The sequence below is a fragment of the Pseudoruegeria sp. HB172150 genome (assembly GCF_013184805.1).
GTDB lineage: Bacteria > Pseudomonadota > Alphaproteobacteria > Rhodobacterales > Rhodobacteraceae > Psychromarinibacter.
In genome coordinates this window covers 571,663-598,636 of the sequence record NZ_JAATNG010000002.1, presented here as the reverse complement: position 1 = coordinate 598,636, position 26,974 = coordinate 571,663, and the positions used below count along the sequence as shown (strand labels likewise).

Annotated in this window: 23 protein-coding genes; 15 read left to right on the top strand and 8 right to left on the bottom strand. The window is 62.0% G+C overall.

Translation table 11 applies throughout. The features are described 5' to 3' along the window. Positions 1-3,377: Ig-like domain-containing protein (locus HCO70_RS14625; protein ID WP_172297359.1), on the bottom strand; the 3,377-nt coding region annotated here is incomplete at its 3' end. A gap of 29 nt (positions 3,378-3,406) precedes the next feature. On the opposite strand from HCO70_RS14625, the gene HCO70_RS14620 reads away from it, so the two are divergent. Continuing rightward, positions 3,407-3,619 (top strand): hypothetical protein, encoded by a 213-nt coding sequence (locus HCO70_RS14620; protein ID WP_172297357.1) that lies wholly within the window; start codon positions 3,407-3,409, stop codon positions 3,617-3,619. 786 nt (positions 3,620-4,405) lie between these two features. Further along, on the top strand, positions 4,406-4,690 hold the full coding sequence (locus tag HCO70_RS14615) for a hypothetical protein (RefSeq protein ID WP_172297355.1): 285 nt from the start codon (positions 4,406-4,408) through the stop codon (positions 4,688-4,690). Positions 4,691-4,780: 90 nt separating this feature from the next. Here the strand turns inward: HCO70_RS14615 and HCO70_RS14610 are convergent, their stop codons facing one another. From HCO70_RS14610 to HCO70_RS14595, 4 genes are all read right to left on the bottom strand, one after another. Next, positions 4,781-5,497: a Crp/Fnr family transcriptional regulator gene (locus HCO70_RS14610; protein ID WP_216665441.1), complete on the bottom strand. Its 717-nt coding sequence runs from the start codon at positions 5,495-5,497 to the stop codon at positions 4,781-4,783. A gap of 154 nt (positions 5,498-5,651) precedes the next feature. Next, the gene (locus HCO70_RS14605; protein ID WP_172297351.1) at positions 5,652-6,398 is read right to left on the bottom strand and encodes a porin family protein; all 747 of its coding nucleotides are present in this window, start codon (positions 6,396-6,398) and stop codon (positions 5,652-5,654) included. A gap of 40 nt (positions 6,399-6,438) precedes the next feature. Then, positions 6,439-7,155, bottom strand: a complete 717-nt coding sequence (locus HCO70_RS14600; RefSeq protein ID WP_172297349.1) for a Crp/Fnr family transcriptional regulator — start codon at positions 7,153-7,155, stop codon at positions 6,439-6,441. A 786-nt stretch (positions 7,156-7,941) separates the two neighbouring features. Further along, positions 7,942-9,312: a cytochrome-c peroxidase gene (locus HCO70_RS14595; protein ID WP_172297347.1), complete on the bottom strand. Its 1,371-nt coding sequence runs from the start codon at positions 9,310-9,312 to the stop codon at positions 7,942-7,944. On the opposite strand from HCO70_RS14595, the gene HCO70_RS14590 reads away from it, so the two are divergent. From HCO70_RS14590 to HCO70_RS14580, 3 genes are read left to right on the top strand one after another with little or no spacing between them, the layout of a single operon-like run. Next, positions 9,311-9,766: a tetratricopeptide repeat protein gene (locus HCO70_RS14590; protein ID WP_172297345.1), complete on the top strand. Its 456-nt coding sequence runs from the start codon at positions 9,311-9,313 to the stop codon at positions 9,764-9,766. The two genes, HCO70_RS14595 and HCO70_RS14590, sit on opposite strands and share 2 nt — an antisense overlap. A 36-nt stretch (positions 9,767-9,802) precedes the next feature. Then, a complete protein-coding gene (locus HCO70_RS14585) occupies positions 9,803-10,675 on the top strand; it encodes a glucosamine-6-phosphate isomerase (protein ID WP_172297343.1) in 873 nt (290 codons plus the stop codon). Beyond that, entirely contained in the window at positions 10,675-11,505 is an 831-nt protein-coding gene (locus HCO70_RS14580) for a ChbG/HpnK family deacetylase (RefSeq protein WP_172297341.1), read from the top strand. The genes HCO70_RS14585 and HCO70_RS14580 overlap by 1 nt, the downstream gene beginning before the upstream one ends. A 32-nt stretch (positions 11,506-11,537) precedes the next feature. On the opposite strand, the gene dctP is transcribed toward HCO70_RS14580, so the two are convergent. Genes dctP through HCO70_RS14565 form a run of 3 tightly spaced genes read right to left on the bottom strand, consistent with a single transcriptional unit; the run spans position 11,538 to position 14,672 of the window. After that, positions 11,538-12,584: a TRAP transporter substrate-binding protein DctP gene (gene dctP / locus HCO70_RS14575; RefSeq protein ID WP_172297339.1), complete on the bottom strand. Its 1,047-nt coding sequence runs from the start codon at positions 12,582-12,584 to the stop codon at positions 11,538-11,540. Positions 12,585-12,623: 39 nt separating this feature from the next. Next, a complete protein-coding gene (locus tag HCO70_RS14570) occupies positions 12,624-14,099 on the bottom strand; it encodes a TRAP transporter large permease (RefSeq protein ID WP_172297337.1) in 1,476 nt (491 codons plus the stop codon). Between the two features lie 3 nt (positions 14,100-14,102). Then, on the bottom strand, positions 14,103-14,672 hold the full coding sequence (locus tag HCO70_RS14565; protein ID WP_371742230.1) for a TRAP transporter small permease: 570 nt from the start codon (positions 14,670-14,672) through the stop codon (positions 14,103-14,105). Between the two features lie 216 nt (positions 14,673-14,888). On the opposite strand from HCO70_RS14565, the gene HCO70_RS14560 reads away from it, so the two are divergent. The 10 genes from HCO70_RS14560 (at position 14,889) to HCO70_RS14515 (ending at position 26,972) form a co-directional block, all read left to right on the top strand. Next, the gene (locus HCO70_RS14560; RefSeq protein ID WP_172297335.1) at positions 14,889-15,653 is read left to right on the top strand and encodes a DeoR/GlpR family DNA-binding transcription regulator; all 765 of its coding nucleotides are present in this window, start codon (positions 14,889-14,891) and stop codon (positions 15,651-15,653) included. 205 nt (positions 15,654-15,858) lie between these two features. Then, positions 15,859-16,761 (top strand): PfkB family carbohydrate kinase, encoded by a 903-nt coding sequence (locus HCO70_RS14555; protein WP_172297333.1) that lies wholly within the window; start codon positions 15,859-15,861, stop codon positions 16,759-16,761. Next, positions 16,742-17,767, top strand: a complete 1,026-nt coding sequence (locus HCO70_RS14550) for a tagatose 1,6-diphosphate aldolase (protein WP_172297331.1) — start codon at positions 16,742-16,744, stop codon at positions 17,765-17,767. The genes HCO70_RS14555 and HCO70_RS14550 overlap by 20 nt, the downstream gene beginning before the upstream one ends. A 9-nt stretch (positions 17,768-17,776) precedes the next feature. After that, complete coding sequence (locus HCO70_RS14545; protein ID WP_172297329.1) at positions 17,777-19,159, top strand: L-fucose/L-arabinose isomerase family protein; 1,383 nt, start codon at positions 17,777-17,779, stop codon at positions 19,157-19,159. Positions 19,160-19,161: 2 nt separating this feature from the next. Beyond that, positions 19,162-20,256, top strand: a complete 1,095-nt coding sequence (locus tag HCO70_RS14540) for a Gfo/Idh/MocA family protein (RefSeq protein WP_172297327.1) — start codon at positions 19,162-19,164, stop codon at positions 20,254-20,256. 7 nt (positions 20,257-20,263) lie between these two features. After that, complete coding sequence (locus HCO70_RS14535; RefSeq protein WP_172297325.1) at positions 20,264-21,187, top strand: hydroxyacid dehydrogenase; 924 nt, start codon at positions 20,264-20,266, stop codon at positions 21,185-21,187. A 31-nt stretch (positions 21,188-21,218) separates the two neighbouring features. Further along, complete coding sequence (comD, locus tag HCO70_RS14530) at positions 21,219-21,713, top strand: sulfopyruvate decarboxylase subunit alpha (protein WP_172297465.1); 495 nt, start codon at positions 21,219-21,221, stop codon at positions 21,711-21,713. Beyond that, positions 21,710-22,264: a sulfopyruvate decarboxylase subunit beta gene (gene comE, locus HCO70_RS14525; protein WP_172297323.1), complete on the top strand. Its 555-nt coding sequence runs from the start codon at positions 21,710-21,712 to the stop codon at positions 22,262-22,264. The genes comD and comE overlap by 4 nt, the downstream gene beginning before the upstream one ends. A gap of 559 nt (positions 22,265-22,823) precedes the next feature. Next, positions 22,824-23,873: an efflux RND transporter periplasmic adaptor subunit gene (locus tag HCO70_RS14520; protein ID WP_253913286.1), complete on the top strand. Its 1,050-nt coding sequence runs from the start codon at positions 22,824-22,826 to the stop codon at positions 23,871-23,873. A gap of 3 nt (positions 23,874-23,876) precedes the next feature. Further along, positions 23,877-26,972 (top strand): efflux RND transporter permease subunit, encoded by a 3,096-nt coding sequence (locus tag HCO70_RS14515; protein WP_172297319.1) that lies wholly within the window; start codon positions 23,877-23,879, stop codon positions 26,970-26,972. Positions 26,973-26,974 lie beyond the last annotated feature (2 nt).

Here is a 26,974-nt window from a genome sequence, read left to right as displayed (position 1 = left end):
CCCGTGACCCTGACGTTTGCGGTGTCGGTTTCTCCGTTTCCGTCATCGACGGCGTAGGTGAACTGGTCGGAGCCGGTGAAGCCCGGGTCCGGGTCGTAGGTGATGGTGCCGTCCGGATTGACCGTCGCGCTGCCGTTCGAGGGGCCGCTGTCCAGGGTCACGCTCAAGGGATCGCCGTCCACGTCGCCGTCATTGCCGAGTACGTCAATCACAACGGTCTCGTCCTCGCCGGTCTGCACCGTGTCGTCCGCCGCGGCGGGCGTGTCGTTCACCGGGGCCACGGTCAGCGTGACAGTGCCGGTATCGGTACCGCCATTGCCGTCAGCCACCTCGTACTCGAAGCTGTCCGTCCCGCTGAAATCCGCATCCGGTGTATAGCTGAAGGAGCCGTCGCCGGTCAGCACAAGCTCCCCGTGGGAGACACCGCTTACCAATGTCACGCTCAGTGCATCGCCGTTCGCGTCGGTATCGTTGGTCAGGATACCGGAGGCGGCCACACTGAGCATCGTGTCCTCGTCTACCGAATAGTCATCGTCCCCCGCGACCGGGGGCGTGTTCGGTTCAGACAGAACGGTCACTGTTACCGTCGCCGTGTCGGAAAGCGCGCCGTCGCCCATTGTGTAGGTGAAACTGTCGTCGCCAGTGCCGGAGACCGGCGTGTAGGTGACGGTGCCGTCGCCGTTGTTCGTTACCGTCCCCAGCGCGCCATCGGTCACCCCGGTCACGGCCAGCACGTCGCCGTCCACGTCACCGTCATTGCCAAGCACGTCGATCACGACAGACCCGCCCAAGACCACGGTGCCGCCGGCATCATCCGCTGCGACAGGTGCGTCGTTCACCGGCGCAACGGTGACGCTCACCGTCGACTCCGCCGTCCCCCCGGCCCCGTCGCCGATCGTCACGGTGAAGCTGTCATCGCCCTGGAAATCCCCCTCGGGCGTGTATGTCACGGTGTCCGACACCGGATCGTAGCTCGCGCTGCCATGGCCCGGCTGGGACGCAATCCCGAGGATCACGGGCGTGCCGCCGTCCGGGTCGGTGTCATTGGCGAGCAGATCGGCGGCCGGGATCACCAGCGCCACGTCCTCGTCGGTGCCGACGCTGTCATCCCCGGGTACCGGCGGCGCGTTGTCCGCGCTCGAGGTCGCGGCCAGATCGGCGATCTGCTCCGGTGTCAGCACCCCGGAATAGATCCGGGCATCGGCGATCGCGCCTTCGAAGGGCGCATCGAAGCCGGTCGCGCCGCTCTCGCTGCCCCAGCCGCGGCCGCCCCACTGCATCACCTCGACATTGAGCGTCCAGTCCATCACCAGCGGATCGCTCGCCACCAGGGCCCCGTCGATCCAGAGTTCGACCCCTGCTGGCCCGAAGGTGACCGCAACCTCGTATTCCTGACCGGGCGTAATCCCCGAATAGGTCAGGTAGACCTCGTTCGCGCCATCCTGGAACCGCGCCTTCAGCGTCGACTTGTCGAGGAACATCACAAAGTGGTTGCCGCCGCCGGCATAGCCCGAGGCATCCTTGGTAAACAGCCCCTGCCGACCGTTGGTATCTGCCGCGGTAAAGGAAAACGCCACCGTGCCTTCCGGAACCCCATACGCCGCGTCGTGTTCGACCTCCACAACGTCCCCCGAGGTCCCGTCAAACTCCGTAACGCCAACTGCGTCGTAGATGATGCCCACAGAGCCGGTGACCTTGACCCTGACGTTTGCGGTGTCGGTTTCTCCGTTTCCGTCATCGACGGCGTAGGTGAACTGGTCGGAGCCGGTGAAGCCCGGGTCCGGGTCGTAGGTGATGGTGCCGTCCGGATTGACCGTCGCGCTGCCGTTCGAGGGGCCGCTGTCCAGGGTCACGCTCAAGGGATCGCCGTCCACGTCGCCGTCATTGCCGAGTACGTCAATCACAACGGTCTCGTCCTCGCCGGTCTGCACCGTGTCGTCCGCCGCGGCGGGCGTGTCGTTCACCGGGGCCACGGTCAGCGTGACAGTGCCGGTATCGGTACCGCCATTGCCGTCAGCCACCTCGTACTCGAAGCTGTCCGTCCCGCTGAAATCCGCATCCGGTGTATAGCTGAAGGAGCCGTCGCCGGTCAGCACAAGCTCCCCGTGGGAGACACCGCTTACCAATGTCACGCTCAGTGCATCGCCGTTCGCGTCGGTATCGTTGGTCAGGATACCGGAGGCGGCCACACTGAGCATCGTGTCCTCGTCTACCGAATAGTCATCGTCCCCCGCGACCGGGGGCGTGTTCGGTTCAGACAGAACGGTCACTGTTACCGTCGCCGTGTCGGAAAGCGCGCCGTCGCCCATTGTGTAGGTGAAACTGTCGTCGCCAGTGCCGGAGACCGGCGTGTAGGTGACGGTGCCGTCGCCGTTGTTCGTTACCGTCCCCAGCGCGCCATCGGTCACCCCGGTCACGGCCAGCACGTCGCCGTCCACGTCACCGTCATTGCCAAGCACGTCGATCACGACAGACCCGCCCAAGACCACGGTGCCGCCGGCATCATCCGCTGCGACAGGTGCGTCGTTCACCGGCGCAACGGTGACGCTCACCGTCGACTCCGCCGTCCCCCCGGCCCCGTCGCCGATCGTCACGGTGAAGCTGTCATCGCCCTGGAAATCCCCCTCGGGCGTGTATGTCACGGTGTCCGACACCGGATCGTAGCTCGCGCTGCCATGGCCCGGCTGGGACGCAATCCCGAGGATCACGGGCGTGCCGCCGTCCGGGTCGGTGTCATTGGCGAGCAGATCGGCGGCCGGGATCACCAGCGCCACGTCCTCGTCGGTGCCGACGCTGTCATCCCCGGGTACCGGCGGCGCGTTGTCCGCGCTCGAGGTCGCGGCCAGATCGGCGATCTGCTCCGGTGTCAGCACCCCGGAATAGATCCGGGCATCGGCGATCGCGCCTTCGAAGGGCGCATCGAAGCCGGTCGCGCCGCTCTCGCTGCCCCAGCCGCGGCCGCCCCACTGCATCACCTCGACATTGAGCGTCCAGTCCATCACCAGCGGATCGCTCGCCACCAGGGCCCCGTCGATCCAGAGTTCGACCCCTGCTGGCCCGAAGGTGACCGCAACCTCGTATTCCTGACCGGGCGTAATCCCCGAATAGGTCAGGTAGACCTCGTTCGCGCCATCCTGGAACCGCGCCTTCAGCGTCGACTTGTCGAGGAACATCACAAAGTGGTTGCCGCCGCCGGCATAGCCCGAGGCATCCTTGGTAAACAGCCCCTGCCGACCGTTGGTATCTGCCGCGGTAAAGGAAAACGCCACCGTGCCTTCCGGAACCCCATACGCCGCGTCGTGTTCGACCTCCACAACGTCCCCCGAGGTCCCGTCAAACTCCGTAACGCCAACTGCGTCGTAGATGATGTCAGCCATTCCTAGTGCCCCCACTTCGGATTGAAATCATGCTGAAAATATTGCCGGCGCGCTGCCACTGGCGCCCGGCATCAGATGCCCGACGAGTGAAGCCGGTTGCCCCGGGCCACCCGTTTGAGAGCCATCTAGAAAGAGCGATTTTGCTGGGAGCCTTGGTGAAGATCGTGCTGATCTTGTTGGCGCTACTCTCGGGAACAACAATTTCACTGGCAAAACAAAATACTCTCGAGAAATGCAACTGAACGCACGCCAACGAGGTCATCTTCGATCTAGAAGAAATCCCCCAACGACGACGATGTTGGCACCCCGGTCTTCCTTACGTCAAGGAAAGCTTCGTTAACAGCCGGTGACACGTATGGCCCCAGCACTGCCTTTTTTGTCCTTTTTTTCGCAGCTCTCTCGGTGGTTGTGGCCCGGGCCTGCGTAACGCCCGAAACTGACCAAATCGGTCTGCCAGAGTCATCGCGGCAGCCTGTCCAAATCGACTGTCGAGCCGGCTGTCGATCGGCGCCATGCTTGAACCGGACGGCATGATAAAAGCGGATCAGGATTGGGGACGACTGGCGCCTTAGCGAGAGCCGAGATCCAACCGATCGACGGATGGCTGCAGAACGGCGACGGGCCTCATTTGGAGCGATTGCACCCGATAGCGCATCTTGAGGCGGATCAAACTTCTCAACTCTGGACAAGCCACTATGCGACCAGGTTCAGAACTATGCCCACCAACAGTTGCAGTGGGCGCCGCGCCCCTTCTCAGGTTAATCGAACTCAAAACCGAAATCGTCATCTTCCCGACGCATGGCCAAACGCTCAAGTCACCGCGGGCGACCAAACCATTCTGCCTTACATCGGCTCATCACCGTTCACAGTATTGGACGGCTCGGGTGCTGAACAAAAATTTCGGAAAATTGCCTGCACCTGACATTTTCCCCTTCGATTGTGTGGGACAGATGTGGGGCAAGAACAGGCTAAGGTCAAAACCGCTGGTACGGCCTGGCAATCGCAGTACTCAATGGGAGAATGAACTTATGTACAAGCTGGCTGCAATATCTCTGGTCTTTGTTATGGGCGCAACTGGGCTGTCCGCTCAGCAGACTTACAAGGAAGAGCTTTACGAAAGTGGCTCTCTGACGCTCAGCAACATGGAATCGCACATCAAATCGCTCCTGGAAGACAACGGCGTGTCGGCAGACTGCATGGGCAACCTCTATTCCGGTGATGTCGCTTCGATGAACTCCATCATCAATGACTCCGATCTCAACTCCTCGGAGAAACGCAGTGAGGTCAAGGCCATCCTGGATCGGCGCTGCTGATCTTCAGAAGCGGGCGGCTTCAGGCGCCCGTTGGTTCGCGTAGTAGTCACAATGTTAGAACCGGGGATGCAGGTGCTGTGTCCCCGGTTATTATCTTTGCGCCGCGATTTTTCGAAGGTTCGTGGCGTCCGTTAGCCGAATACGGCCATAGAGCCTTTTGATCAGGCCAGCGTTTTCAAATTCATTCAGCAACTGAACCACGGAAGCGCGAGAGACGACGGACAGGGCCGCAAGTTCACCTTGTGTAATCACGATTTCATTCGATGGCTCGGGCATATTCCCCCGCCATCTGACCCGTCCGATACTCAGGATTGTCGCGGCAATACGCGCCGCGGCGTTTCGCCTTCTGATGTCCTCAAGCGTTTCGAGGCCAGTTCGGATCTGGCGCACGCTCAGCAAACCGAGCCATCGCCAGCATTCCGGCCGCTCCTCAGCCATGCGTAGAACCTCTGCTCTTGGAACGGCAAGCAATTCGCATTGCCTGTTGGCAAAGAAGAACCCTCGTGCGGAACTCGTTTCGAGCAGTTCCGTCTCCCCGAACCAGGATCCCGGTAGGTGTACGGTTACCGGATTTCGCACCGTAGCTCCCTGTGTCAGTGCGAGCGCCACGGAACCGCTGACTACGCCATAAATTCCATCCGTTGCCTCTCCTAACCGGCAGACCTCGTCGCCGCTGTCAAATCGAACGAGGCCGGATTTTGAAAGCCATAAGTCGGCAAAGTGCGAGGGCGTTTCGGCAAGCCAGCCCTGGCGTCGCGCGAAGGCGCGCGCCAGATCCAACTGCTCAGCTTCAGTCCTCGGAACCATGCTTCGACTGAACGCCGCAAACAAAGCGCGACGCACCCTCCGCTACCAATGCCGAGCCATGCTAGCAGATACGACGTTTCTGACTGTCCACTCGCGACAGTGACATGTCAGAGTGCCAGGACCCTCACCAAATGGATCGTTCCGGCCCCGCGAGCTAGAACTGAAAGGTAACTCCGAGAACGGGTCCGGACTGTTCGATGTGCAAATTCGAGTCGCCGATATCGTGATCGAAAGAGATGTGGCGATACCCACCACGAAGGGTCCAGCGTTCATTAATGGTATAATCTGCTGTGACCAGAACCTGCCATGTCTCACTGTCGCCGCTGAATCCGCCATAGTCTGCATAGACCGTCGCGCTCCAGTTCCGGTCAAATGCGAACCTGGCCCGAGCACCGATGATAGGGTCAATCCAATCGCTTCCGGCACCAAAGGAGACGGGTACGGCCGCGCCTCCGGCCGGTGTGAGTTCCACCGCGGAGTCAATATCGAACCAGCGGAAGCCAGCGACCAGATCCAGGGTCACGACAGCCCCTTCATAAGCCCTGTATAGTCCCGCCGCCGTAACCGCAGTCATTTCCAGAGAGGTCTCTGATCTAGCAAAGTTCGGCCCGGAAATATCGGCGTCGAAGGCCAGATCGTAATACATGAAATCGACAAAAGCGCCCCAGCGCCCGTTATGCGCCTCAAACGCGCCCATGAAGGCAAAATCGAGATTCTCCAAAGCATCGCCGAAGCTCAATTCCGTTTCGACCGAGCCAGCTGGAGAGTCGATGGAAGTGGTCGTGCCGGCCCCAAAAAGGTAGATTGAAGCGCTGAAATCCCAATCAGTTTGCTGTGCGCTTGCGGCTCCCGCACATGAGATGAGAACAGCCGAAGAGGTTGGAATCAGATTTTTCAGCATGGGCTCATCCCTTCATCTGCGATCAACCCTGGATCGATTGTCAGTCGTCTTCAGAAACCTCGTCTGCCAGTTTTCGTAGCCTGGACACATCGGTGATACGGATTGCACCATACGATCTCGAAATGTAGCCGCCCCGTTCAAGCAGGCTCAGATGCTCCGCGACCGACGACCGCGACAAAGTGGTCAATCGAGCGACGTCGGATTGAGTGACTTCCAAAGAGGGCCTTTCACTCCCCAGCTGCCTAACGTTCCTTACATTGCCAAGCTGAAGCAGTGTGGCCGCAATCCGACCAGACGGATTTCGGATTCGCATGTCGTCGAGCATGTACAAGACTTGCCGCAGTTGCATAGAGACCAGACAACCGAGCCATTTCCAGTTTGCAGGATCCGAGCTTGTAAGTTCGATGATTCGACCGCGCGGCACGAACACCACGTTGCAATTTCGCGTTGCAGTTACCGTCGAAACCCGCGGCGAGTTGTCGTAAATCTCGATTGCGCCGATCCAGTCACCTTCACGATTGAGTCCGGAGATCGCAGGCCCCCTGTCGGGGAACATCTGCTCTACTGACACAACCCCCGAGACAATGCCGAATAACCCGGACGGGCTGTCGTCGGCCCTGAACAGGGTCGCCCCTTTTTCCAGGCGCCGGAACATCGCACGCTCAAGCAGAGCGTCCGCGAAACTTTCGGGTGTTTTCGACAGCCAGCCTCTGGTCCGGAGGATAGCCGCTGAACCTGACAGATTGTCATGAAACATGGGTCTGTTCATAGGCATTTCACTAATGACGGCGCCCTACGGGCTGGGTTGTTCTCCTGGTGCTGGCGCGGCACCGAATACTTCGAATTCAGTCTGTGGCCTGTAGGACCGCCTCGGCGGGAGGCGGAGTTTGCAGCGGCGGACGCGGGTTGAACTTCGGACCCTGTGCGCCTGACCGCTTACCGACGAATAATTCGAGGAGCTTCCTCGTCGGAGGTATCCGGATTGATTCCACATCTTTCGAATTCGGCACCAAGACTTCACAGCATTCGTTGACGTGGATGCGATGCTCCTCGCTACTGAGTGTCAGTCGCCTCCGAGTCGCTATCAACGCTGAGTAAATCGTCTAGCAACTGCATGGATGACGTAAGGTTCGAACATGTCCGTACCCTTGGGGTGCCCATACTGGAAACTCAGAGAACATGAACATTTCCAGTGGGCTACCTCCCTTCGATGACATGGCCACTTGGAAATATTTGTTGGTCGGGAGTGACCGATCATGGGATCCGGAAACCTGTCCAAACCAGGGAGGAACTACTGACCTTTGACACTTTCGCGCACTGGACAATCGAAGGCCGGGCCATGTTCCCATTCTCGCATCAGTTGAATCCGAACATTGCGCCAAACTGCGGGCGGACAGGGCCGCGAAATAGGTTCACAGAAAAGCCAACACGGTGATACGTAGCGGACGAACTTAGGAAATCGCTCTGCCTGCAGACTGGAACGGCCCTGAAAGCCGTCCCGTCGCATGTGCCCCAGGTCCTATTCAGTTATCGTGCGCATACGTCAATCGACCGGCAGATTGCTGGGCACGACTTCGGGCTTACCGAGGCGGCCAGGAATCGACGCCTCGTCGGTCAGAGTATGAAGAAATGCGACGATATCCGATATCTCGGAATCGGAGAGCGTAATTGGTTCAATGTCTACCCGCATACGGTATCGGTCCATTTCGAAACGGTCTTCCAGAACCACGAAATCCGTCTTTGCGAACTGAGCATCCTGTGGCAGTACGACCTGGCCGCTGTCCCACGCTGCGAGGGAACTGAGTGGGTTCAGATGGTGCCTCACGACCGCGTCGAGCGATGCGAATGCGCCGTTGTGGCCCCATGGACCGGTCCTAGCAACGTTGCGCAAAGAAGGCGTGCGGAAGCGATAGGCATCATCCTGCAGGTCGGTCTCGACCATTCGGCCAAGATCACGGGCATAGGGATCGAACCGGCGGACCCGCCCGGGGCCGAACGGCGGGATAGCCAAGGCGTAGAATTGCTGGTCCGTCAGCAGCTGCCCGGAATGACACTCCGAGCAGCCGGCCTTCCCGTAGAACAGTTCGAGCCCCCGACCTTGCGCAGTCGAAAACGCCGACCCATCGCCCGATAGCCAGGTATCGAATGGGCTTGATAGTGTCCTCCATTCGGAATTGATGAAATCGTCCAGGGCATTTCCAATGTGGGCGATCGTCAGGTGCTCGGGAGTCGATACATCCGAGAACGCCGTTGCGAACATATCCATGTATTCCGGGATCGTGGCGACCCGTGCAGTGAGGATTGGCCAAGCATAGTCGATACGTTCGTTTCGCGCCGTACCGGCCTCGTTCTCGCCGGCCCGGCCCGCCATTTCGATCCGGCTGGCAAGCGGAAACAGGGCCTGAGCGGCCAGGACGCTTTGAAGCCCTAAGGGAAGCCATTCTTCGGCAGGGGTATCGAAGCCACGCCCATATGTATCTTCGGCAGTCACACGCCCATCGTGCAGAAGCGTACGGATCGACCGGTGGCCCAGGTTGAACATGGCCATGGTGTTTCGCGACATGCGAAAATCCGGGCGCTCTGCGCTGTCTGGGATGCGGCGCTCAGGACCTGTGCCGACGCCACCCTCACCGACGCCGAGCGACAGTCCATCGCTGGTTGCGCCTTCGATCGTATGGCAGGTACCGCAAGAAATGTTGCGGTTACCCGACAGAATCTTATCGTAGAACAGTAACCGACCGATCTCGGCCTTCGCAGGATCATAAGGACGGTAGTCCGCTTCGGACAGAGGCCGTAGATCGGAAGTCTCCGCCTGACTGGGAGTGGCGGAAACCAGGAATGCGAGACACGTGACCAGAATGCGAATGACGTTCCTCCCCGAAGCCTTCCGCCGCTGTTTGCTGGCATTTTGCATGACTATGCCGCTCGCCCCCGCGCTTGCCAATAGTGCGCTGGAAACTGCGAGCGATCAGATGGAAGCCGGGGAATTCGATACCGCGATGAGGTCGCTGGTTCCGCTTGCGCAATCAGGCAACGCAGATGCCGAAAAGCTGATCGGCGTGATGTACGCGATGGGGCTCGGCGTAGAGCAGGATTACCAGCGCGCTTTTGACTGGTACCTGCGGGCGGCGATGAAGGGACATCCTGGCGCCCAGACAGGCGTTGCCTGGTACTACGAGGTTGGTATCGGCGTACCGGCGCCGGACCTCGTGCGCGCCTACATGTGGTACGCGCTGTCGGCCATAGGCGGCGATCCCGACGGCGCGATCAGCCAGCAAGAAATCGTAAAAAAGATGACGCCCGAACAGATCGCCAAGGCACATACGCTGGTACATGATTATCGAGACTGGCTTTATCCCTACCGCTGAGGCAGGAAGGCGAAGGCGAGGAGAAATGGGATCGGCATGAACGAGAGGGAGGAGGACGACCCGTATCACGGGCTCGACGCAGAGACACGCGAGGCGCTGAGGCTCAGCCGCAGCGACCTAACCGCGCGGCTTTCCGGTAGAGCCGAGATCTTCGCCGACAACAGTGCGATGATCTCGGCCTTCGCCGATCTCATCCTGCAGGATTTCCGAGCGGCACTGGAAGCCGGGAGAGAACACGTGCTGATGATCTGTCCGGTGGGACCGGTGGGACAGTACGACCTTCTTTCGGCGCGGTGCCGGGACGAAGGCATATCCCTCAACCGGCTGACACTCCTGATCATGGACGAATACCTGACCGATGCGGGTGCCTGGATTGCCGCAGACGACCCGCTCAGCTTTCGCGGACACATGGCACGGGCCTTGTCGGACCTGCCGGAGGACCTGCGCCCCGAAGTGGTCGTACCGGACCCCGCAGACACCACCGCTGTGCCGGCATTGATCGAGTCGATGGGCGGCGTGGACGTGACCTATGCCGGAGTCGGCATCACCGGGCACCTCGCCTTCAACGACCCGATCCCGGGACGAGACGCGCCGGAATTCCTCGCGTCTCTGCCAACGCGGATCGTGGCGCTTACAACCGAAACGCGGCTGATCAATTCCGTCACTGCAGCGCGTGGCAATGCCGAACGTATACCGCGCCTCGCGGTCACCGTCGGGATGAAGGAAATCCTGTCCGCCCGCCGCCTGCGCATTTTCATGAACCGCGACTGGCAATGTGCCGCGATCCGCCGCCTCGCCTATGGTCCGGTGACCGGTGCATTTCCGGCGTCACTTGTACAGAACCATCCCGAATGGAGCCTGCATCTTGTCGATCTAGTGCTCGACCCGGCCGAACCCGGGCTTCGCTGATGCCGGCAACGCGTATCGCTTTCCACCTTGACGATGTGGGCGTCAGCTACGGATCGGTGGTCGCATGGAAGGACTTACGCAAGTCCGGCGTGGTGCGCTCGGCCAGCGTCATGGTCCCCTGCCCCTGGTACCCAATGGCACGCGATGACTGGCAGGAGAATCCCGGTCAGGACCTGGGCGTCCACCTTACCCTAACATCGGAGTGGTCCACCTATCGCTGGCGTCCAATGATCGGCCCGGCGAAGGGGCTGACCGATGACGAAGGCTTCTTCCACCGCCGGCCCGGTTCCGTCGCCGCCAGCGCCAACCCTGCCGCCGTGGCCGACGAGATTGCGGCGCAGATTGAACGCGCGCTCGCAGACGGTATCCGACCGACACATCTGGACGCACATATGGGCACGGCGTTCCTGGAACCGTTCATCGGTGCGGTGCTCGACGCCTCCGACCACTACGGCATTCCTGTGCTTGCGTGTCGCGACCTGTCGGCCCTGATTGCGGCGGTGGCCGTACCGGGATTTGACGCAGGCTACCTGAAAGAATTCCTTGCGGAGGTCGAGCAGCGCGGCGCGAAGATCTTTGACCAGTTCCTGATTGGGTTCTGTCCACCTGACACCGACATTGAAGCACATATTGAGCATATCGTCCGGGGTGCCGGATCCGGCTGCCACTTCTGGGGATTGCACGCCAACGCAGCCGACGGGATGGAAGCCTACGCCCCGCAAATGGCTGAACCGCGGCTAAAGGAATACGAGCTGTTCAGCAGTCCGCGCGCGCAGGCGCTGTTCGAAAAGCTCGGGGTAGACCCCGTAGAGTTCCGGGACGACGCCTGACCCCGTCCCGGAAATCGCTTTGAAGGCCCGGATTACTCCATCGCCATCGAGTTCAGGCTGCCGATCCGCTCCTCGGCTTCGGCCGCCGCGGCAACAAGCGCGTCATAGACTTCCGACCCGCCGTCGATGTTCTCCTTGAACCAGTCATAAACCGGCGCAGCCACCTCGCGGAACATCTCCTTCTCTTCCGGCGACGGCACGTAAATTTCGCCGCCTGCCTCGCGGAACTCCTCGTAGGCGGAGATCGACTTGCGCTTCGGCGAGGCGAAGGTGGCCTGCTGCAACTGGTAGAACCCGTCTGCAACAACGCGGCGCAGGTCCTCGGGCATCGACATGAACACCTCGTTGTTGATGTACCACAGCGCCGCCATATAGGCGTGGCCGTCCAGCGTGATGTGGGTCAGGCCGGCATCGGGGAACTTCATGCCCATGATGTCCGTGATCCCGTTCTTGGACCCTTCGACCACGCCGGTCTGGAACGAGGTGAACAGCTCCGGCCAAGGGATCGGCGTGGGCGAGGCGCCCAGCGCCTTGACCAGTTCCTGCGGCAGGTCAGCTACCACGGTACGGATCTTCATGCCTTCCAGATCCGTCGGCGTCTTCACCGTCTTCTTGGTATTGGCAAAGTTACGCCAGCCGCCGGTGTTGCCGATGGTCATCAGCCGGATCGTGCCGCCCGAATCCTCAAGGATCTTCTCGCGCAGCATGCCGACGAACGGCCCGGTCAGCACGTCCTCGGCCACCCGGTCGTCGCGCATCAGGTATGGCAGGTCGAACACCTGAACATAGGGAAAGATGCCCGCCGCGCCGCCGGAGGTGGAAATGTAGATATCCAGCGTCCCGTCCGACACCGACTGCAGGCACTCCGCGCCGTTGGCGCACAGCGTCGTCCCCGGCAGAAGTTCTACCGCGATGGCGCCGTTCGACGCCTTCTCGACATAGTCCTTGAACACCAGCATGCCGTCCCAGTCTTCGTCCTCGCGGTTGTCCGGGACGTTGGCGCGCAGCGTGTAATCCTGCGCCAGCGCAGGCACCGCGATCGCGGCGGCCGCGATGGTCACCATCAGTTTCTTCAGCATTGTCTCCCTCCTCTGAATCTCGGTCTGGTTTGCGGATCTCTATTTGACGAAACCGAAGAACGTCGGAACCGTCATGGAAATTGCGGGGACATAGGTGATCAGGAAGATCACCAGAATCTCGACCAGCAGGAATGGCAGGATCGCCTTGGCGATGGTCTCGACCCTCTCGCCAGAGACCGATGAGGCCACGAACAGGATCAACCCCATTGGTGGCGTCGCCAGTCCGACGGTCAGGTTCACGCTCATGATGATGGCGAAGTGCACGGGGTGGACGCCCAGGTCGATGAAGATCGGCGCCAGGATCGGGCCCAGGATGATGATCGCCGGCCCGGCGTCCAGGAACATGCCAACCACGAACAGCAGCACGTTGATCAGGAACAGCAGGATCAGCGGGTTCGAGGTAAGGCCAAGCACCCACTCGGCCATCGTCTCCGGCAGGTGCGACAGCCCGACGACCACCTTGAACGCAATGGCCGCGCCGACCAGCATCAACACGACGGAAGACGTCAGCGCAGCCCGGGTCAGCACGTTCGGCAGGTCGCGCAGCTTCATCGTGCGCAGGATGAACAGCGACACGATCAGCGCATAGCCCGCGGCGACGGCAGCGGCCTCTGTCGGGGTGAACACCCCGCCCAGGATGCCGCCCAGGATCAGCACCGGCGTCTGCAGCGGCAGAACCGCGCGTTTGCAGGTCCTGCGGAAATCCTCGCTCGCAAGGCGGCGCAGGCTGAGGACCATGAAGTGTATGACCACCAGCGCCGCAAAGAAGATCATCCAGCTTGTCGAGGTGGCGGTTTCCTCCGTCACCGGCGACAGCAGATAGACCAGACCGGCCAGGTTCAGGCGCACAAGCGCGAAGCTCAGCCAGTACTCGACCGCCCCGATCTCGATCTTTTCCCGCACCACGCGCTTGGCTGGGGGAAGCTCGTAGCGGTCGGCCAGAACGCGGACGCACAGCATAAGGCCGATGCCGACAAGGATGCCGGGGACGATTCCGCCGAGAAACAGCGCCGCGACGGATTCCCCCATCACGTACGCATAGATGATCATGATGCCCGACGGCGGAATGATCGGGCCGATCACCGACGAGGCCGCCGTCACCGCCGCGGCGAAGCGGCGGGTATACCCCTCGCGCTCCATCGCCGGGATCAGCATAGACCCCAGGGCTGAGGTATCGGCCACGGCCGACCCGGACAGTCCGGCGAACAGGATCGAGGACAGGATGTTCACCTGCGCCAGCCCGCCGCGGAAATGGCCCATCAGCGCCTGGCTGAACTCGACCAGCCGATGGGTGATGCCGCCGCGGTTCATCATCTCGCCCGCAAGCATGAAGAACGGGATCGCCATTAGCGGGAAGCTGTCTATGCCGTTGTAGACATTCCGGTACAGCAGGTTCCAGTCGCGGGTGGAATCGGTCACCCACAGCATGATGCCGGGCGCCGCCAGCATCGCGAAAAAGATCGGCATCCCGACAAGGATGAAGACCAGAAACAGCGGAAGGAACCAGGTCAGCATCGCTTACTCCGCCGACATCACGATCTGATCCGGGACCGGCCCATAATCCACCGATGAATCCCACAGCATGTGCAGGTGCTTCAGGATCATCTCGATATTGACAAGCGTCATCAGGATGAAGCCGACATAGATCGACATGTACATCCAGGCGAGTTTCATCCGCACCGGCTCGCCGCCCACCAGGTCGAGAGGCACCTTCAGCGAGCCGGAGTTGAACAGCCAGCCCGACTTGATGTGCCTGATGCCAAGCTGAAGCGCGACCATCAGGACGGCCAGCGCTATGACGAGCAGCAGCAGGTTCAGGACAAGGCCGGCGCGCCTTCCGAGCAGTTCCTTGAACATATCAATGGCGACGAACCCGCCCCACCGGTAGGCCGAGGGTGCCATCAGCCCCGTCATCCACAGCATCAGGAACCGCGCCGCCTCGTCCGGCCAGGGCAGCGCGTTGTTGAGCACGTAGCGAAAGAAGACCTGGACCAGGATCACGACGACCATCAGCCCGATCAGGACCCAGGCTATCGAGCGTCCCACGCGCAACAGAACGGTGATGACGATCCCCAGACCGGCGATCACGGCCGCTGTTTCCGTAGCTGCAATTGAACCTCCCTCGCGCGGATTTTTCCGCGTCCTTGGACCGATCCTGAGGCATGCGCCTAGACCGCGCAACAGGTATATATACGCCGTTCCGGCCGATCCCGGCCTAAGCGGCAGTCAACGGATTTCCTTTTGCCGAAAACACCCGTTCGGATTATTCGTTTTTGATAAAATTCGAAAAGGAATGGTGCCTCGATGCACGAAAGACCACAGTCCAGACGCTCGGCCATCCTCGGCCTTCTGACCAAGCGCGGCCGCGCCTCAGTCGAGGAGATTGCCACCGTCCTGCGCATGACGCCGCAGACGATCCGCAAGGATCTCAGCGCCCTCGAGCAGGAGAACAAGATCGTCCGCTACCACGGCGGCGCCACGCTTCTGGCCGGGAACGAATATACCAGCTTCGACGCCCGCAGGAACGTCTCCGCGGCGCAGAAGGCACGCATCGGCGCGATGGTCGCGCGGCAGATACCCAACTCTGCTTCCGTCGCGATCAATTCCGGCACCACGACCGCCGCCGCCGCGGCGGAACTGCGCCAGCATTCCGGGCTGCGGGTGGTAACGGACAGCGTGCACGTCGCCGACGAAATCAGGAATTTCAGTGGTTTGGAGGTAATCGTGCCCGGCGGTCGAGTCCGCGCATCGGACGGGTCCATCGTCGGCCACTCCGCTGCCGAGTTCATCTCGCAATTCCGCTTCGACGTCGCGGTGATCGGCACCGCCGCCATTGGCCACGACGGCGCTCTGCTGGATTACGACCTGTCCGAGGTGTCGGTCGTTCGCGCGATCATCCGCCACGCCCGGCAGGTGATCCTTGCCGCCGACAGCTCGAAATTCGGCCGCGCCGCGCCGGTCTGTATCGCCAATATCGGCGAGGTCGGCCTCCTGGTCACCGACCGCAGTTGCCCCGAGCCGCTGCGCCAGCTCTGCCGTACCAGCAATGTCCGCGTTCTCGAGGCCTGAGACCCAGAAATTCCCACCTTTTCACGCGATTTCGTTTCCAAGAAATATCGAAAATTACGAATTTTTTTCGCGCCATGCTGGTTGGAAAGCGGCCCGAACTGACGGACTATCCCCTGGGAGGAGAAGCTTGGCACAAGATGATTCGCATTAAGCCTGCTGACAGTAGGAGCCGTGGGACCAGGCGCGGTCCGGCGGTCGCACTGCAATGACCGGGGTACTCGTCTTTGGCGTCGCGGTCATGGATTTCGTCCTGTTCGTCGATGCCTTTCCCGATGCCGCCGAGAAATACCGCGCCGAGGATGCTGTCGCCGTCGGCGGCGGCTGCGGCGCCAACGCGGCGGTCGCGATCTCACGTCTCGGTGGTCATGCGCATCTGTCCGCGCGGCTGGGTAGCGATGCGGTCGGCGACCTGATTGCGGCGGAACTTCAGGCCGAGGGGCTGGACACGTCCGGCCTGAACCGAGCGGCATGCGGGCGCTCTTCTTTCTCCTCGATCCTTGTCGATTCCAAAGGCGAGCGGCAGATCGTGAACTTCCGCGGCTCCAGCCTTGCCAAGTCCGCCGACTGGCTCACCCTGCCCGTAGACACCGGCGCGGTTCTGACCGACACCCGCTGGCCTGCCGGAACGCGACGCTCCCTGCAACTGGCGCAGACCGCCAGTATCCCCGGCATTGTCGATGCCGAGGCGCCGCTTGATCCCGATGACATCGCGGCGGCGAGTCACGTCACCTTTTCCGCTCAGGGCCTGCGCTCGCTCTATCCGGACCTGCCACTGCGAGAAGCGCTGCAACGCTACCAGTTGACCCACGGCGGCTGGGCCTGCGTCACCGACGGCGCCGATGGCGTCCGCTTCACCGGCCCCGCCGGAACCGGCCACCTGCCGGCCTATCCTGTCGACACCGTCGATACGCTTGGCGCAGGCGATGTCTGGCATGGTGCTTTCGCCCTACGGCTGGCCGAGGGCGCGACGGAAGCACAAGCGGTCCGGTTCGCCAACGCCGCCGCGGCCATCAAGTGCACGCGCCGGGGCGGCCGCGCCGGTACACCCGCGCGAAGCGAAGTTGAGACTTTTCTGAGGGAGAGAGAAGATGCAACTAACGGCCGGTAAACTCTGGGGTCTCAGGCGCATGGCGGACGCGCGCGGCATCTTCAAGATGACGGCGGTCGATCAGCGACCGCCGATCAAGGGGCCGATCGCCAAGAAGCTGGGCGTCGAAACCGCCCCGTGGGAAGAGGTCGCCCGCTTCAAGCGCCTGCTGGTCGAGACCCTGCAGGATCAGAGCACCGCCATGCTGCTCGACCCCCATTACGCCATCCCCCACGGCATCGACGCGTTGTCGCCAGCCAAGGGCCTGATCGTGACGCTTGAAGATTCCGTCTTCCAGGACACCGACAACGGCCGTATGTCGCTCAACATCGACGACTGGTCCGTCGCCAAGATCAAGCGGATGGGCGGCGACGCGGTCAAGGTGCTGGCCTGGTACCGCCCGGATGCCGGGGCAGAGGTCGTCGCGGCGCAGCAGGCCTATGTCCGCCGCATCGGCGAGGCCTGCGAACGATACGACATCCCCTTCCTGCTGGAATTGCTGGTCTATCCGCTCGCCAAGGACACCGAGCAGACCAAGGAATACGTCGAGATGAATACCAAACGCGCCGACGACGTGCTCGCGTCGGTCGCGGAATTCGCCAAGCCGGAATACGGCGTCGACCTGTTCAAGCTGGAAAGCCCGGTCCCCGCCGCGGCGGCGGATGGCTCGCCAGCCGTGCAGGCCCTGTTCGACGAGATGGGGCGTCTGGCCGGGCGTCCCTGGGTGATGCTGTCGGCGGGTGCCGGCAAGGTCGAATTCCGCTCCGTGCTGGAACACGCCTTCCGGGCCGGGGCTTCGGGCTTCCTCGCGGGCCGCGCCATCTGGCTCGACGCCTTCAACCAATACCCGGACTGGGCGGCCATCGAACGCGACCTGCGCGGCGGATCGGCGGCCTATCTGGGCGAGATCTCGGCCCTCGCCGATTCCGAGGCGTTGTCCTGGCGCGATCACCCGGCCTATGGCGTGGGCGGCGCCGGGTTTAGGCCTACCGACGCCAGCTTCCGCCACGCCTATGCTGAAATCTAGGGGGCCGCGATGAGGATCGGACTCCTTCCACTCGGCCGCGCGACCTTTGACGTCGCCTTTGCCGAGGTAAAGCTCTCCTTGATGCTGAAGTCGCTGGACGCGTCGGGCTTCGAAACCGTCGGCCCGCGCGACCTGCTCTTCGACGGCGACGCGACGACCGCCGCCATCGACACGCTGAAGGGCGAGGCCATCGACCAGCTGCTGATCCTGCAGGTCACCTTCACCGACGCCTCGATGACCGTTGCCGCCGCCAATGCGCTGCCGGTCCCGCTGTCGATCTGGGCGGTGCCGGAACCGCGGCATGGCGGGCGGTTGCGGCTGAACTCGTTCTGCGGCCTAAACCTCGCCAGCCACGCGCTGGGCCGGAACGGGCGGAACTTCTCCTGGCTCTACGCCGATCCCGAAACCGTCGCGGCGTCCGACATCGACGATATGCTGGCCGGACGGCGCCGCGCCGGCCAACTGACCGCGGCAAAGGGAGGCCATCCAACCGAAGAAGCCGAGGCCATCGTCGGCCGCATCGCCGGGCGCCGCATCGGACGGATCGGCGCGCATCCCGACGGCTTCGACACCTGCGCCTACGACCCCAAAGCGCTGCGTGCGCTGGCGGGGATAGAGGTGGACGCGCTGGAACTCGACCAGCTTTTCGCGCTGGCCCGCGCAACCAATGCCGCACCCGTCGCCGCGCTCCGTGCCGAAGTGGCGGGGCAGATCACCGACCTCGATACGCAGGATCAGGACAAACTGGACCGTTCGCTCCGCCTCAAGCTCGGGCTCGACAAGCTGCGGCGCGACGGAAGGTACCACGCCTTCGCCATCCGCTGCTGGCCGGAAACCTTCACCGAATACGGCGGCGCCATCTGCGGCCCCGTCGCCATCGAGGGTGAGGCGCGCGTTCCCTGCGCGTGCGAGGCCGATGTCTACGGCGCCCTGACCCAGATGATCCTGTCCGAAGCGTCCGGTCAGCCGGTCTTTCTGACCGACCTCGTCGACATGGACGCAACGGACGACAGTGGCGTGGTCTGGCACTGCGGCCAGGCGCCCCTGTCGATGGCGGCGGCGTCACATCCTCCCCGGGCCACGGTTCATTCCAACCGCAAGATGCCGCTGCTCTACGAGTTCCCGCTGAAACCCGGCCGGATTACCCTGATGCGTGTTTCGCAAAGCTTCGGCGCGCCGAAGATGGTGCTTTCCGGTGCAGAGATGCTCGACCGACCGATGGCGTTCACCGGGACCTCCGGCGTGATGCGGTTCGACCGCCCCGCCGGCGAGGTCCTGACCGACATCATCGACAGCGGGCTCGAACACCACATGGCCCTGACCTATGGCGAGCACCGGCCGCTGCTGCGAAGCATCGCGGCGGCGCTGGACCTGCCCGTTCTGGAGATCTGAGAATGACCGTACGCTATGGCCTGATCGGGGCCGGAATGATGGGGCAGGAACACCTGCGCAACCTCGCCCTGATCGAGGGGGCAGAGGTCACGGCTCTCGCCGATCCCGACGAGGGCACGCGCACCGCCTCCACCGCGCTGGCGGGACCCGCAGCGAAAGCATTTTCGGACTATAAGGAGATGCTGTCTGCGGACCTCTGCGACGCCTACATGATCGTCGGGCCGAACGACCTGCACCACGCAATGATGACCGACGCGCTGGCCACAGGCAAACCGATCCTATGCGAGAAGCCGCTCTGCACCACCAGTCGGGACTGCCGTGATCTTGTCGCGAAGGCACATGGATGCGCGCCTGTCTGGGTCGCGATGGAATACCGCTACATGCCCTCGTCACAACGCCTGCTGGCCGATCTCGAGGCGGGGCGCGCTGGCAAGCTGCACATGGTCTCGATCCGCGAGCATCGCTACCCGTTCCTCGACAAAGTCGGCGACTGGAACCGCTTCAACGCGCGGACGGGTGGCACCATGGTCGAGAAATGCTGCCATTTCTGGGACCTGATGCGGCTGATCACCCGTAGCGACCCGGTGCGGGTCTACGCCTCGGCGGCGATGAACGTGAACCATGCCGACGAAAGGTATGGCGGCAAACAGCCCGACATCATCGACAACGGCTATGTCATCGTCGACTTCGAGAACGGGACACGCGGCATGATGGACCTCTGCATGTTCGCTGAGGCGGCGACCTGGCAGGAGATCATCACCGTGACCGGCAACCGCGCCCGTTTGGAAACCCGCGTGCCCCGTCCCGGCCGGTTCGAGCCCGACGGGATCGAGCGCGAGGCCGAATACGCCGTCGCCGACCGCGCGTCGCTACGCGAGACAGTCGAAACCGTGCATGTAGACGACACGCTGCTGAAGGCCGGCGACCATCACGGCTCCACCTTCTTTCAGCACCGCGGGTTTTTCGAGATGGTGCGCTCCGGCAAGGGCACGCCCGCCGTCACGCTGGAAGACGGGCTCTGGTCGGTGCTGACCGGCGAGGCCGCCGAAATGTCGGCGCGCGAGGACCGGGCGGTAACGCTGTCGGAGTTGAAGTGAGGCCCCGATGATCCTGATCACCGAATTCATGGACGAGACCGCCGTCGACGCGCTGCGCAAGGAGTTCGACGTCCACTACGACCCTGCCCTAGCCGACGACCCGTCGCGGATCGAGGCTCTGATCCCCGGCCGCCGCGCGCTGATTGTCCGCAACCGGACGCAGGTGACCGCCAATCTGCTGGCGGCCGCACCCGACCTCGAATGCGTCGGGCGCCTCGGCGTCGGGCTCGACAACATTGACCAGGCCGCCTGCGCCACGCGTGATGTCGAGGTCTACCCGGCCACCGGAGCCAACAATCTGTCGGTGGTGGAATACGTCCTTGCCACCGCCATGAGCCTGCTACGCGGTGCCTATGACGCGCGCGTGGCGATGCAGGCCGGCAGCTGGCCCCGTACCGCATGTGCCGGACGCGAGCTCGCGGGCAAGACGCTGGGCCTCGTCGGCTTCGGCGCCATCGCGCAGGACCTCGCCGTCAAGGCGCGGGCGCTGGGCTTGAACCTGATCGCCCACGATCCCTTCTTGCCCCCCGACCACCCCGCGTGGGGCGACGTGCCTGCGCGCGATCTCGACGACCTTCTGCCAGCAGCGGATGTCGTCAGCCTGCACGTCCCGCTGACCGGCGCGACACGGCACCTGATCAACGCCACCCGCCTTTCCCGGATGAAGTCTGACGCCGTACTTATCAACGCCGCGCGCGGCGGCGTGGTGGACGAGGCCGCGCTTGCGTCTGCCCTGCGAGAGGGCAGGCTGGGCGGCGCGGCGCTCGACGTGTTCGAGACCGAACCGCTCACCGCCGAGGCCGCCGCGCAGTTCGACGGCCTTCCGAACCTGATCCTGACCCCGCATATCGGCGGCGTCACCGAAGAGAGCAACACGCGCGTCAGCGCGATGATCGCGGACCGAGTGCGCGCGCATCTGGTCCGGACCTGACCGGGAGGAGGAAGAAAACGTGCCCAAGGAAATGGACCGACAGCTTGTCGGCGATCTCGTCGCCGCCGGCGTCGATTTCGTCACCTCCGTGCCCTGCAAGCAGCTGGCCGGGGTGCTCGAGGTGCTGGACGAAACCACCAGCATCCGCCACGTCCCCTGCAACAAGGAGGACGAGGGGATGGGCCTTTGCGCCGGCGCCTATCTCGGCGGCGGGCGGCCCTGCATCGTGATGCAAAACACCGCGCTGGGCGTGGTGGTGAACGCCCTCGCCACCCTGATCCAGTTCTACCACATCCCGCTGCCGATGCTGATCTCCTACCGCGGCGAGGTCGGCGAAAAGGTGGCGTGCCAGGTCGAGATGGCGCTGCACACCAATGCTATCCTCGCCCAGCTTCACATCCCCACCTACCACTTCCACCACCCAGACCAGGCCGCCGAGTTCCCGGGTATCCTGGCGCATACACAGATGTGTTCGAAACCGACCGCGATCCTGACCGACGCCAGCTTCTGGGGGGCCGCCACATGAACCGCCATGACCTGTTGAAAGACCTGATCCCGGTGATCTCCGACCACCTCGTCGTCTGCAATATTGGCGCGCCCAGCCAGGAACTGGCAGCGCTCGATGACCGCACGTCGAACTTCTACATGCTCGGCACGATGGGACTTGCTTCGTCGATAGGGCTCGGCCTGGCGCTCACGCAGCCCAAACCAGTGATTGCCATTGACGGCGACGGATCGGTTCTGACCAACCTGGGGACCCTCGCAACCATCGCCAATAACCCGGCTCCGAACTTCATTCTGCTCATCGTCGACAACGGCAGCTACGGTTCAACCGGAGATCAGAAGACCTACACTTCTGCAAAAACCTCACTTGCATCGGTGGCACGGGCTTGCGGCTGTGAGACGGTTGTAGAGGCCGAGGCTGAAGAGACACGGGCGGCAGTTGCTGATGCGCTGCGGTCCAAAACGATGACCATCATTGTCGCGAATTGTGATCCCGGCAACGTGGATGTCCCAGTGATCACCCGGAACCCGGTCGCAATTCGGGATCGGTTCATTCAGGAGGTGCAGCGATAGCGGCAATGCGATCCCGCAAACGCTTCATCGCACACTCAGCCGGACGCGTCGGTTTGCCCATCCACTTGGTTTCGCGAGACAGCGTCGGGACTGACAGGGCAAGCGAGGATATGTACTCGGGTTTTAATGGTCACGGTGCTGCATGGCTGCTGAAACCGTTCCGGCCCAGCGGCGGCGACATGGCCGTCGGTTCCACGCAATCGCCTTCCGCCGAAGCGATGGCACCGACATAGCTGAAAGAGTAATCAAAACGGCGTAAAAAAAGAATTGGAAGCGCACTAGCGGCGACCAACCAAGGTCGTGCACTAACTGATGCCTGACGCGTCCGGACATATGGCGCTGTGCGCTGGGGAACATAGCGTGTTCGGACCGACAGATTTTGGTGTCAGATCCGTAAGAGCTAAATGAAACTGCAAGATGTTGTTCACTAGGGTCCCTCATGCTTCGTTCCACGCCGGTTTTTCCTCTCCTCCTCCTGTTGCTGATTGCAATGGTCACACCAGTTTCAGCGCAGCCAATTTCGGAAGAGGCTGGCGGTGCTCCGAAGGAAGTCGGAGTCATGGCACTTGAGGAAACTCTCGTTCCCTACTCCGTAACCCTCCCGGGCCGGGCCGTCGCGAGCGAAAGGACTGAGATCCGCCCCAGGGTCGGCGGTATCATCGCGGAGATCGCATATACCCCCGGCCGCACTCTCGAGATCGGCGACCTGTTGTTCCGACTAGAGCCGGACACATATGAAGTCGCCTATGCCGCGGCCGAGGCCGAACGGACCGGCGCTGCCGCCGCTCTCGATGCCGCCCAGTCTACCGTTGATCGCTATGTCCGATTGGAAGGCACGGGTGTCACATCTTCCGACCTGCAGACGGCGCAGGCTGATCTCGCTCAAGCGAAGGCGACGCTAAGTGCGGCCGAGGCAGCCCTGAAGAGTGCAAGGCTCGACCTAGACCGAGTGGACATCCGCAGCCCGATTGCCGGGGTGGTCGACGTAAGCGCGGTCTCGATCGGAACGCTGGTAACGGCGAACCAGACCGATGCGCTTACTACCGTGACGGCGATGGACCCGATTTACGTAGATGTTGCCGAAAGCTCAGCGAGAATGATGCGGATCCGATCGCGCATTGCCAGCGGGAGCATGCAGCCGGGCGGTCAGCTGGAAGCGGTGCTAACGCTGGAAAACGGCGAGATCTACGAGAGCACCGGGCGGCTCGTCGCTCCCGGCCTGTCGGTATCGACGACTACCGGGGCGATCGACCTTCGCTTCGAATTCGAGAATCCGGACCGGATGATCCTGCCCGGCCAGTTCCTGCGGGTCCGGATCATTGTTGGTGAACAGAGGGCGATCCTGGTGCCACAGCGCGCAACTGAACGGCAATCTGACGGCACGCTAACAGCCTTCATAGCCAGGGACGGAACCGCTGAACGGGTGGAATTGACCTATTCAGGCACCCACAAGAATGGGTGGATTGTGACAGATGGAGTTGCCGCCGGAGACGAGGTGATCCTGGACGGACTGACCAACCTGACGAATGGCGCGGCAATCACGACTGTACCTGTCACGATCAACGCCGCTGGTGTGGTCGAGGATGCGGCACCGGCCGGAAACGAATAAGACATGGCACAGTTCTTCATTCACCGCCCCGTGTTTGCGTGGGTGCTGGCTATCGTTGCGATGTTGGCCGGTGCTCTCGCCTTTTATCAGCTTCCGGTTTCGCAGTATCCCGAAATTGCTCCGACGACTGTGCGTGTCTCTGCCAGCTATTCCGGCGCCACCGCTTCAGCTGTCGAAAATTCGGTCACCTCGGTCATCGAAGACGCGATGACGGGGCTCGACGGCGTACTCTACATGGAGAGTACGTCACGCGAAGGCTCTTCGTCTATCGAACTGACCTTCGATGAAAGCATTGATCCGGTCGACGCCCAGAACAACGTGCAATCCAAAGTCAGCCAGATCGAAGGGCAACTACCTGACTCGGTTCAGTCTTCCGGGGTGACGATATCGCGCTCTTCGTCCTCGATCCTGATGGTCGGGGCAATCGTTTCGAGCGATGGCCGTTATTCGACGATTGAACTCGGCGATATCCTCGACAATCAGGTTTCGGGGCCCATACAGCGCACCGACGGCGTGGGCGGGATCAATTCCTTCGGGTCTGGCTATGCGTTGCGCGTCTGGCTCGACCCGCTTTCCCTTTCCGAGTTCCAGCTTACGCCCTCCGACGTGACTTCGGCGATTGCAGCGCAGAACTCCACCGTATCCGTTGGGTCGCTCGGCGAGCTTCCGGTAGTCGAGGGTCAGCAATTCACAGCGACGATCACCGCTCAGAGCCAGCTCTCGACCGTCGAAGAATTCGAGAGCATTCTGCTGAAGTCTGAAGAGGACGGTTCGCATGTCCTGCTTGGCGACGTGGCGCGGATCGAGATAGGCCAAGAAAGCTACGGCGGCGATGCCCGGTTCAACGGCGCGAACGCCTCCGGTTTCGGGGTGAACCTCGCTACCGGTGCGAATGCGGTCGACACCGCAGAAGCCGTCCGCGAAACACTGGCCGAACTGGAAGCATCGCTGCCAGCTGGCGTGGAGTTCGAAGTCGCTTACGACACATCGCCCTTTGTCGAGTTATCCATCGAGAAAGTCTATCACACGCTGATCGAGGCCGTGGCCCTGGTCTTTCTCGTCATCCTTCTCTTTCTGCAGAACTGGCGCGCCACTGTCATCCCGATCATCGCAGTGCCCGTCGTTTTGGCCGGGACGTTCGGCGTGTTGGCGGTTCTCGGGTATTCGATCAATACGTTGACGATGTTCGGCATGGTCCTCGCCATCGGCCTGCTGGTCGATGACGCGATCGTTGTGGTCGAAAACGTCGAGCGCGTCATGGAGGAAGATGGCCTTGATCCCCTGCCTGCTACCGAAGTGAGCATGCGCCAGATCACAGGGGCGCTGATCGGCATCGCGCTGGTCCTCTCGGCAGTCTTCCTGCCCATGGCGTTCTTCGGCGGTTCGACCGGCGTGATCTATCGCCAGTTCTCGGTCACGATTATCAGTGCGATGGTTCTGTCGGCCCTTGTGGCGCTGATCCTGACACCGGCCCTGACGGCCTCGCTTCTGCGGCGGAAGAAAACCGGGGCCGAGTTTGCGCCAGCAAGGTGGTTCAATAGCTGTTTCAATAGGATGACGTCCGCCTATGCGTCCGTGGTGAAGCGCCTGACAAAAAGATCCTGGATAGCTATTCTTGTAATCCTGGCCTTGGCCGGGGCAGCCGGCGTGACATTCACGAGGCTGCCGTCCTCTTTTCTTCCGCAGGAAGACCAGGGCGTGCTCATGGTGATGGTGAATCTGTCCGAGGGATCTACCACACCCCAGACGGAACAGGTCGTCTCGCAGGTCGAGGACTACCTGCTGACCGAGGAGAGCGCCGCGGTTGAAAGCACATTTGCCACACTCGGCTTTGGTTTCGGCGGATCCGGCCAGAACACCGCCATGATATTTGTTAAGCTGCGCGATTTCGATGATCGATCGGACGAAGGACAATCCGCATCGTCAGTGGCCGGGCGGGCAACGGCGCGGTTCGGCAACATCCGGGCGGGACAGGTTCTTTTCATGCAGCCTCCGTCCATTCCGGGCCTCGGAAACACGTCCGGGTTTTCGATGTACCTGGTCGATTTCGGAAACACCGGCGGAGAAGACCTCCGCGCCGCCGCAACCGAACTGGAGCAAATTGCCGGGGAGGATCCGAGGCTTTCAAACGTACGGGTCGAAGGCACTGACAGTGAAGCGGTGTTGCGCATCAACATCGATCAGCAGAAGGCCGAAAGCTTCGGTGTTAGCGTCTCTTCAGTGAACAGCATCCTGTCAACGGTGTTCGCCGGTACCACTGTCAACGATTTCGACATGAACGGCACATTACGCCCGGTGATCGTGCAAGCTGCAGCAAATTACCGGATGCAGCCAGAAGACATCGAAGATTGGTTTGCCATCAATTCTGGTGGCGAGATGGTTAGCTTTTCCTCTTTCATGGAGACGGAGTGGATTTCCAATACGCCATCGCTTTCCCGGATAGACGGGATCGGCGCGATTTCAGTCTCGGGAAGCCCCGGCGATGGTGTCTCTTCCGGTGAGGCGATGGACGCGATAGCCGAGCTGGCAAACAGTCTGGACGGTGGCTATGGCGTCGCTTGGACGGGTCTGAGCTTTCAGGAACAACAATCCGGCAGCCAAGCGCCATACCTGTATGCACTGTCTGCGCTCGTGGTATTCCTTGCGCTCGCCGCGCTGTATGAAAGCTGGAGCATTCCGATAGCGGTAATGCTCTCGGTCCCGGTAGGGATCGCCGGTGCGCTGTTCTTTGCGGTGCTCTTCGATCAGTCCAACGACGTCTATTTCAAGGTCGGGATCCTGACAACGATCGGCCTTGCGGCGAAGAATGCGATTCTGATTGTGGAGTTCGCGCGAGACCTAGAGGAGCAGGGACGCAGCACGGTCGAAGCCGCACTTGAAGCTGCCCGCATGCGCCTGCGGCCGATCTTGATGACGTCATTGGCCTTCATGCTGGGGGTCCTGCCCCTTGCGACAGCCAGCGGGGCCGGCGCTCAGGCACAGAACGCAATCGGTATCGCGGTGCTTGGCGGCATGACGGCAGCGACATTTATAGGTGTATTTGTGGTGCCGGCCTGCTTCGTGATTGTGCGACGGCCTTCAAAAAAACGCGTGACCTGACC

Coding starts and splice junctions, on each gene's coding strand:
- HCO70_RS14580 (WP_172297341.1), top strand. CDS start 10,675: ATGCCGGCAACGCGTATCGCTTTCCACCTTGACGATGTGGGCGTCAGC.
- HCO70_RS14555 (WP_172297333.1), top strand. CDS start 15,859: ATGACCGGGGTACTCGTCTTTGGCGTCGCGGTCATGGATTTCGTCCTG.
- HCO70_RS14540 (WP_172297327.1), top strand. CDS start 19,162: ATGACCGTACGCTATGGCCTGATCGGGGCCGGAATGATGGGGCAGGAA.
- HCO70_RS14545 (WP_172297329.1), top strand. CDS start 17,777: ATGAGGATCGGACTCCTTCCACTCGGCCGCGCGACCTTTGACGTCGCC.
- HCO70_RS14535 (WP_172297325.1), top strand. CDS start 20,264: ATGATCCTGATCACCGAATTCATGGACGAGACCGCCGTCGACGCGCTG.
- HCO70_RS14560 (WP_172297335.1), top strand. CDS start 14,889: ATGCACGAAAGACCACAGTCCAGACGCTCGGCCATCCTCGGCCTTCTG.
- HCO70_RS14590 (WP_172297345.1), top strand. CDS start 9,311: ATGACTATGCCGCTCGCCCCCGCGCTTGCCAATAGTGCGCTGGAAACT.
- dctP (WP_172297339.1), bottom strand. CDS start 12,584: ATGCTGAAGAAACTGATGGTGACCATCGCGGCCGCCGCGATCGCGGTG.
- HCO70_RS14600 (WP_172297349.1), bottom strand. CDS start 7,155: ATGTTTCATGACAATCTGTCAGGTTCAGCGGCTATCCTCCGGACCAGA.
- HCO70_RS14595 (WP_172297347.1), bottom strand. CDS start 9,312: ATGCAAAATGCCAGCAAACAGCGGCGGAAGGCTTCGGGGAGGAACGTC.
- HCO70_RS14515 (WP_172297319.1), top strand. CDS start 23,877: ATGGCACAGTTCTTCATTCACCGCCCCGTGTTTGCGTGGGTGCTGGCT.
- comE (WP_172297323.1), top strand. CDS start 21,710: ATGAACCGCCATGACCTGTTGAAAGACCTGATCCCGGTGATCTCCGAC.
- comD (WP_172297465.1), top strand. CDS start 21,219: ATGGACCGACAGCTTGTCGGCGATCTCGTCGCCGCCGGCGTCGATTTC.
- HCO70_RS14520 (WP_253913286.1), top strand. CDS start 22,824: ATGGCACTTGAGGAAACTCTCGTTCCCTACTCCGTAACCCTCCCGGGC.
- HCO70_RS14605 (WP_172297351.1), bottom strand. CDS start 6,398: ATGCTGAAAAATCTGATTCCAACCTCTTCGGCTGTTCTCATCTCATGT.
- HCO70_RS14615 (WP_172297355.1), top strand. CDS start 4,406: ATGTACAAGCTGGCTGCAATATCTCTGGTCTTTGTTATGGGCGCAACT.
- HCO70_RS14610 (WP_216665441.1), bottom strand. CDS start 5,497: ATGGTTCCGAGGACTGAAGCTGAGCAGTTGGATCTGGCGCGCGCCTTC.
- HCO70_RS14620 (WP_172297357.1), top strand. CDS start 3,407: ATGCTGAAAATATTGCCGGCGCGCTGCCACTGGCGCCCGGCATCAGAT.
- HCO70_RS14570 (WP_172297337.1), bottom strand. CDS start 14,099: ATGCTGACCTGGTTCCTTCCGCTGTTTCTGGTCTTCATCCTTGTCGGG.
- HCO70_RS14550 (WP_172297331.1), top strand. CDS start 16,742: ATGCAACTAACGGCCGGTAAACTCTGGGGTCTCAGGCGCATGGCGGAC.
- HCO70_RS14585 (WP_172297343.1), top strand. CDS start 9,803: ATGAACGAGAGGGAGGAGGACGACCCGTATCACGGGCTCGACGCAGAG.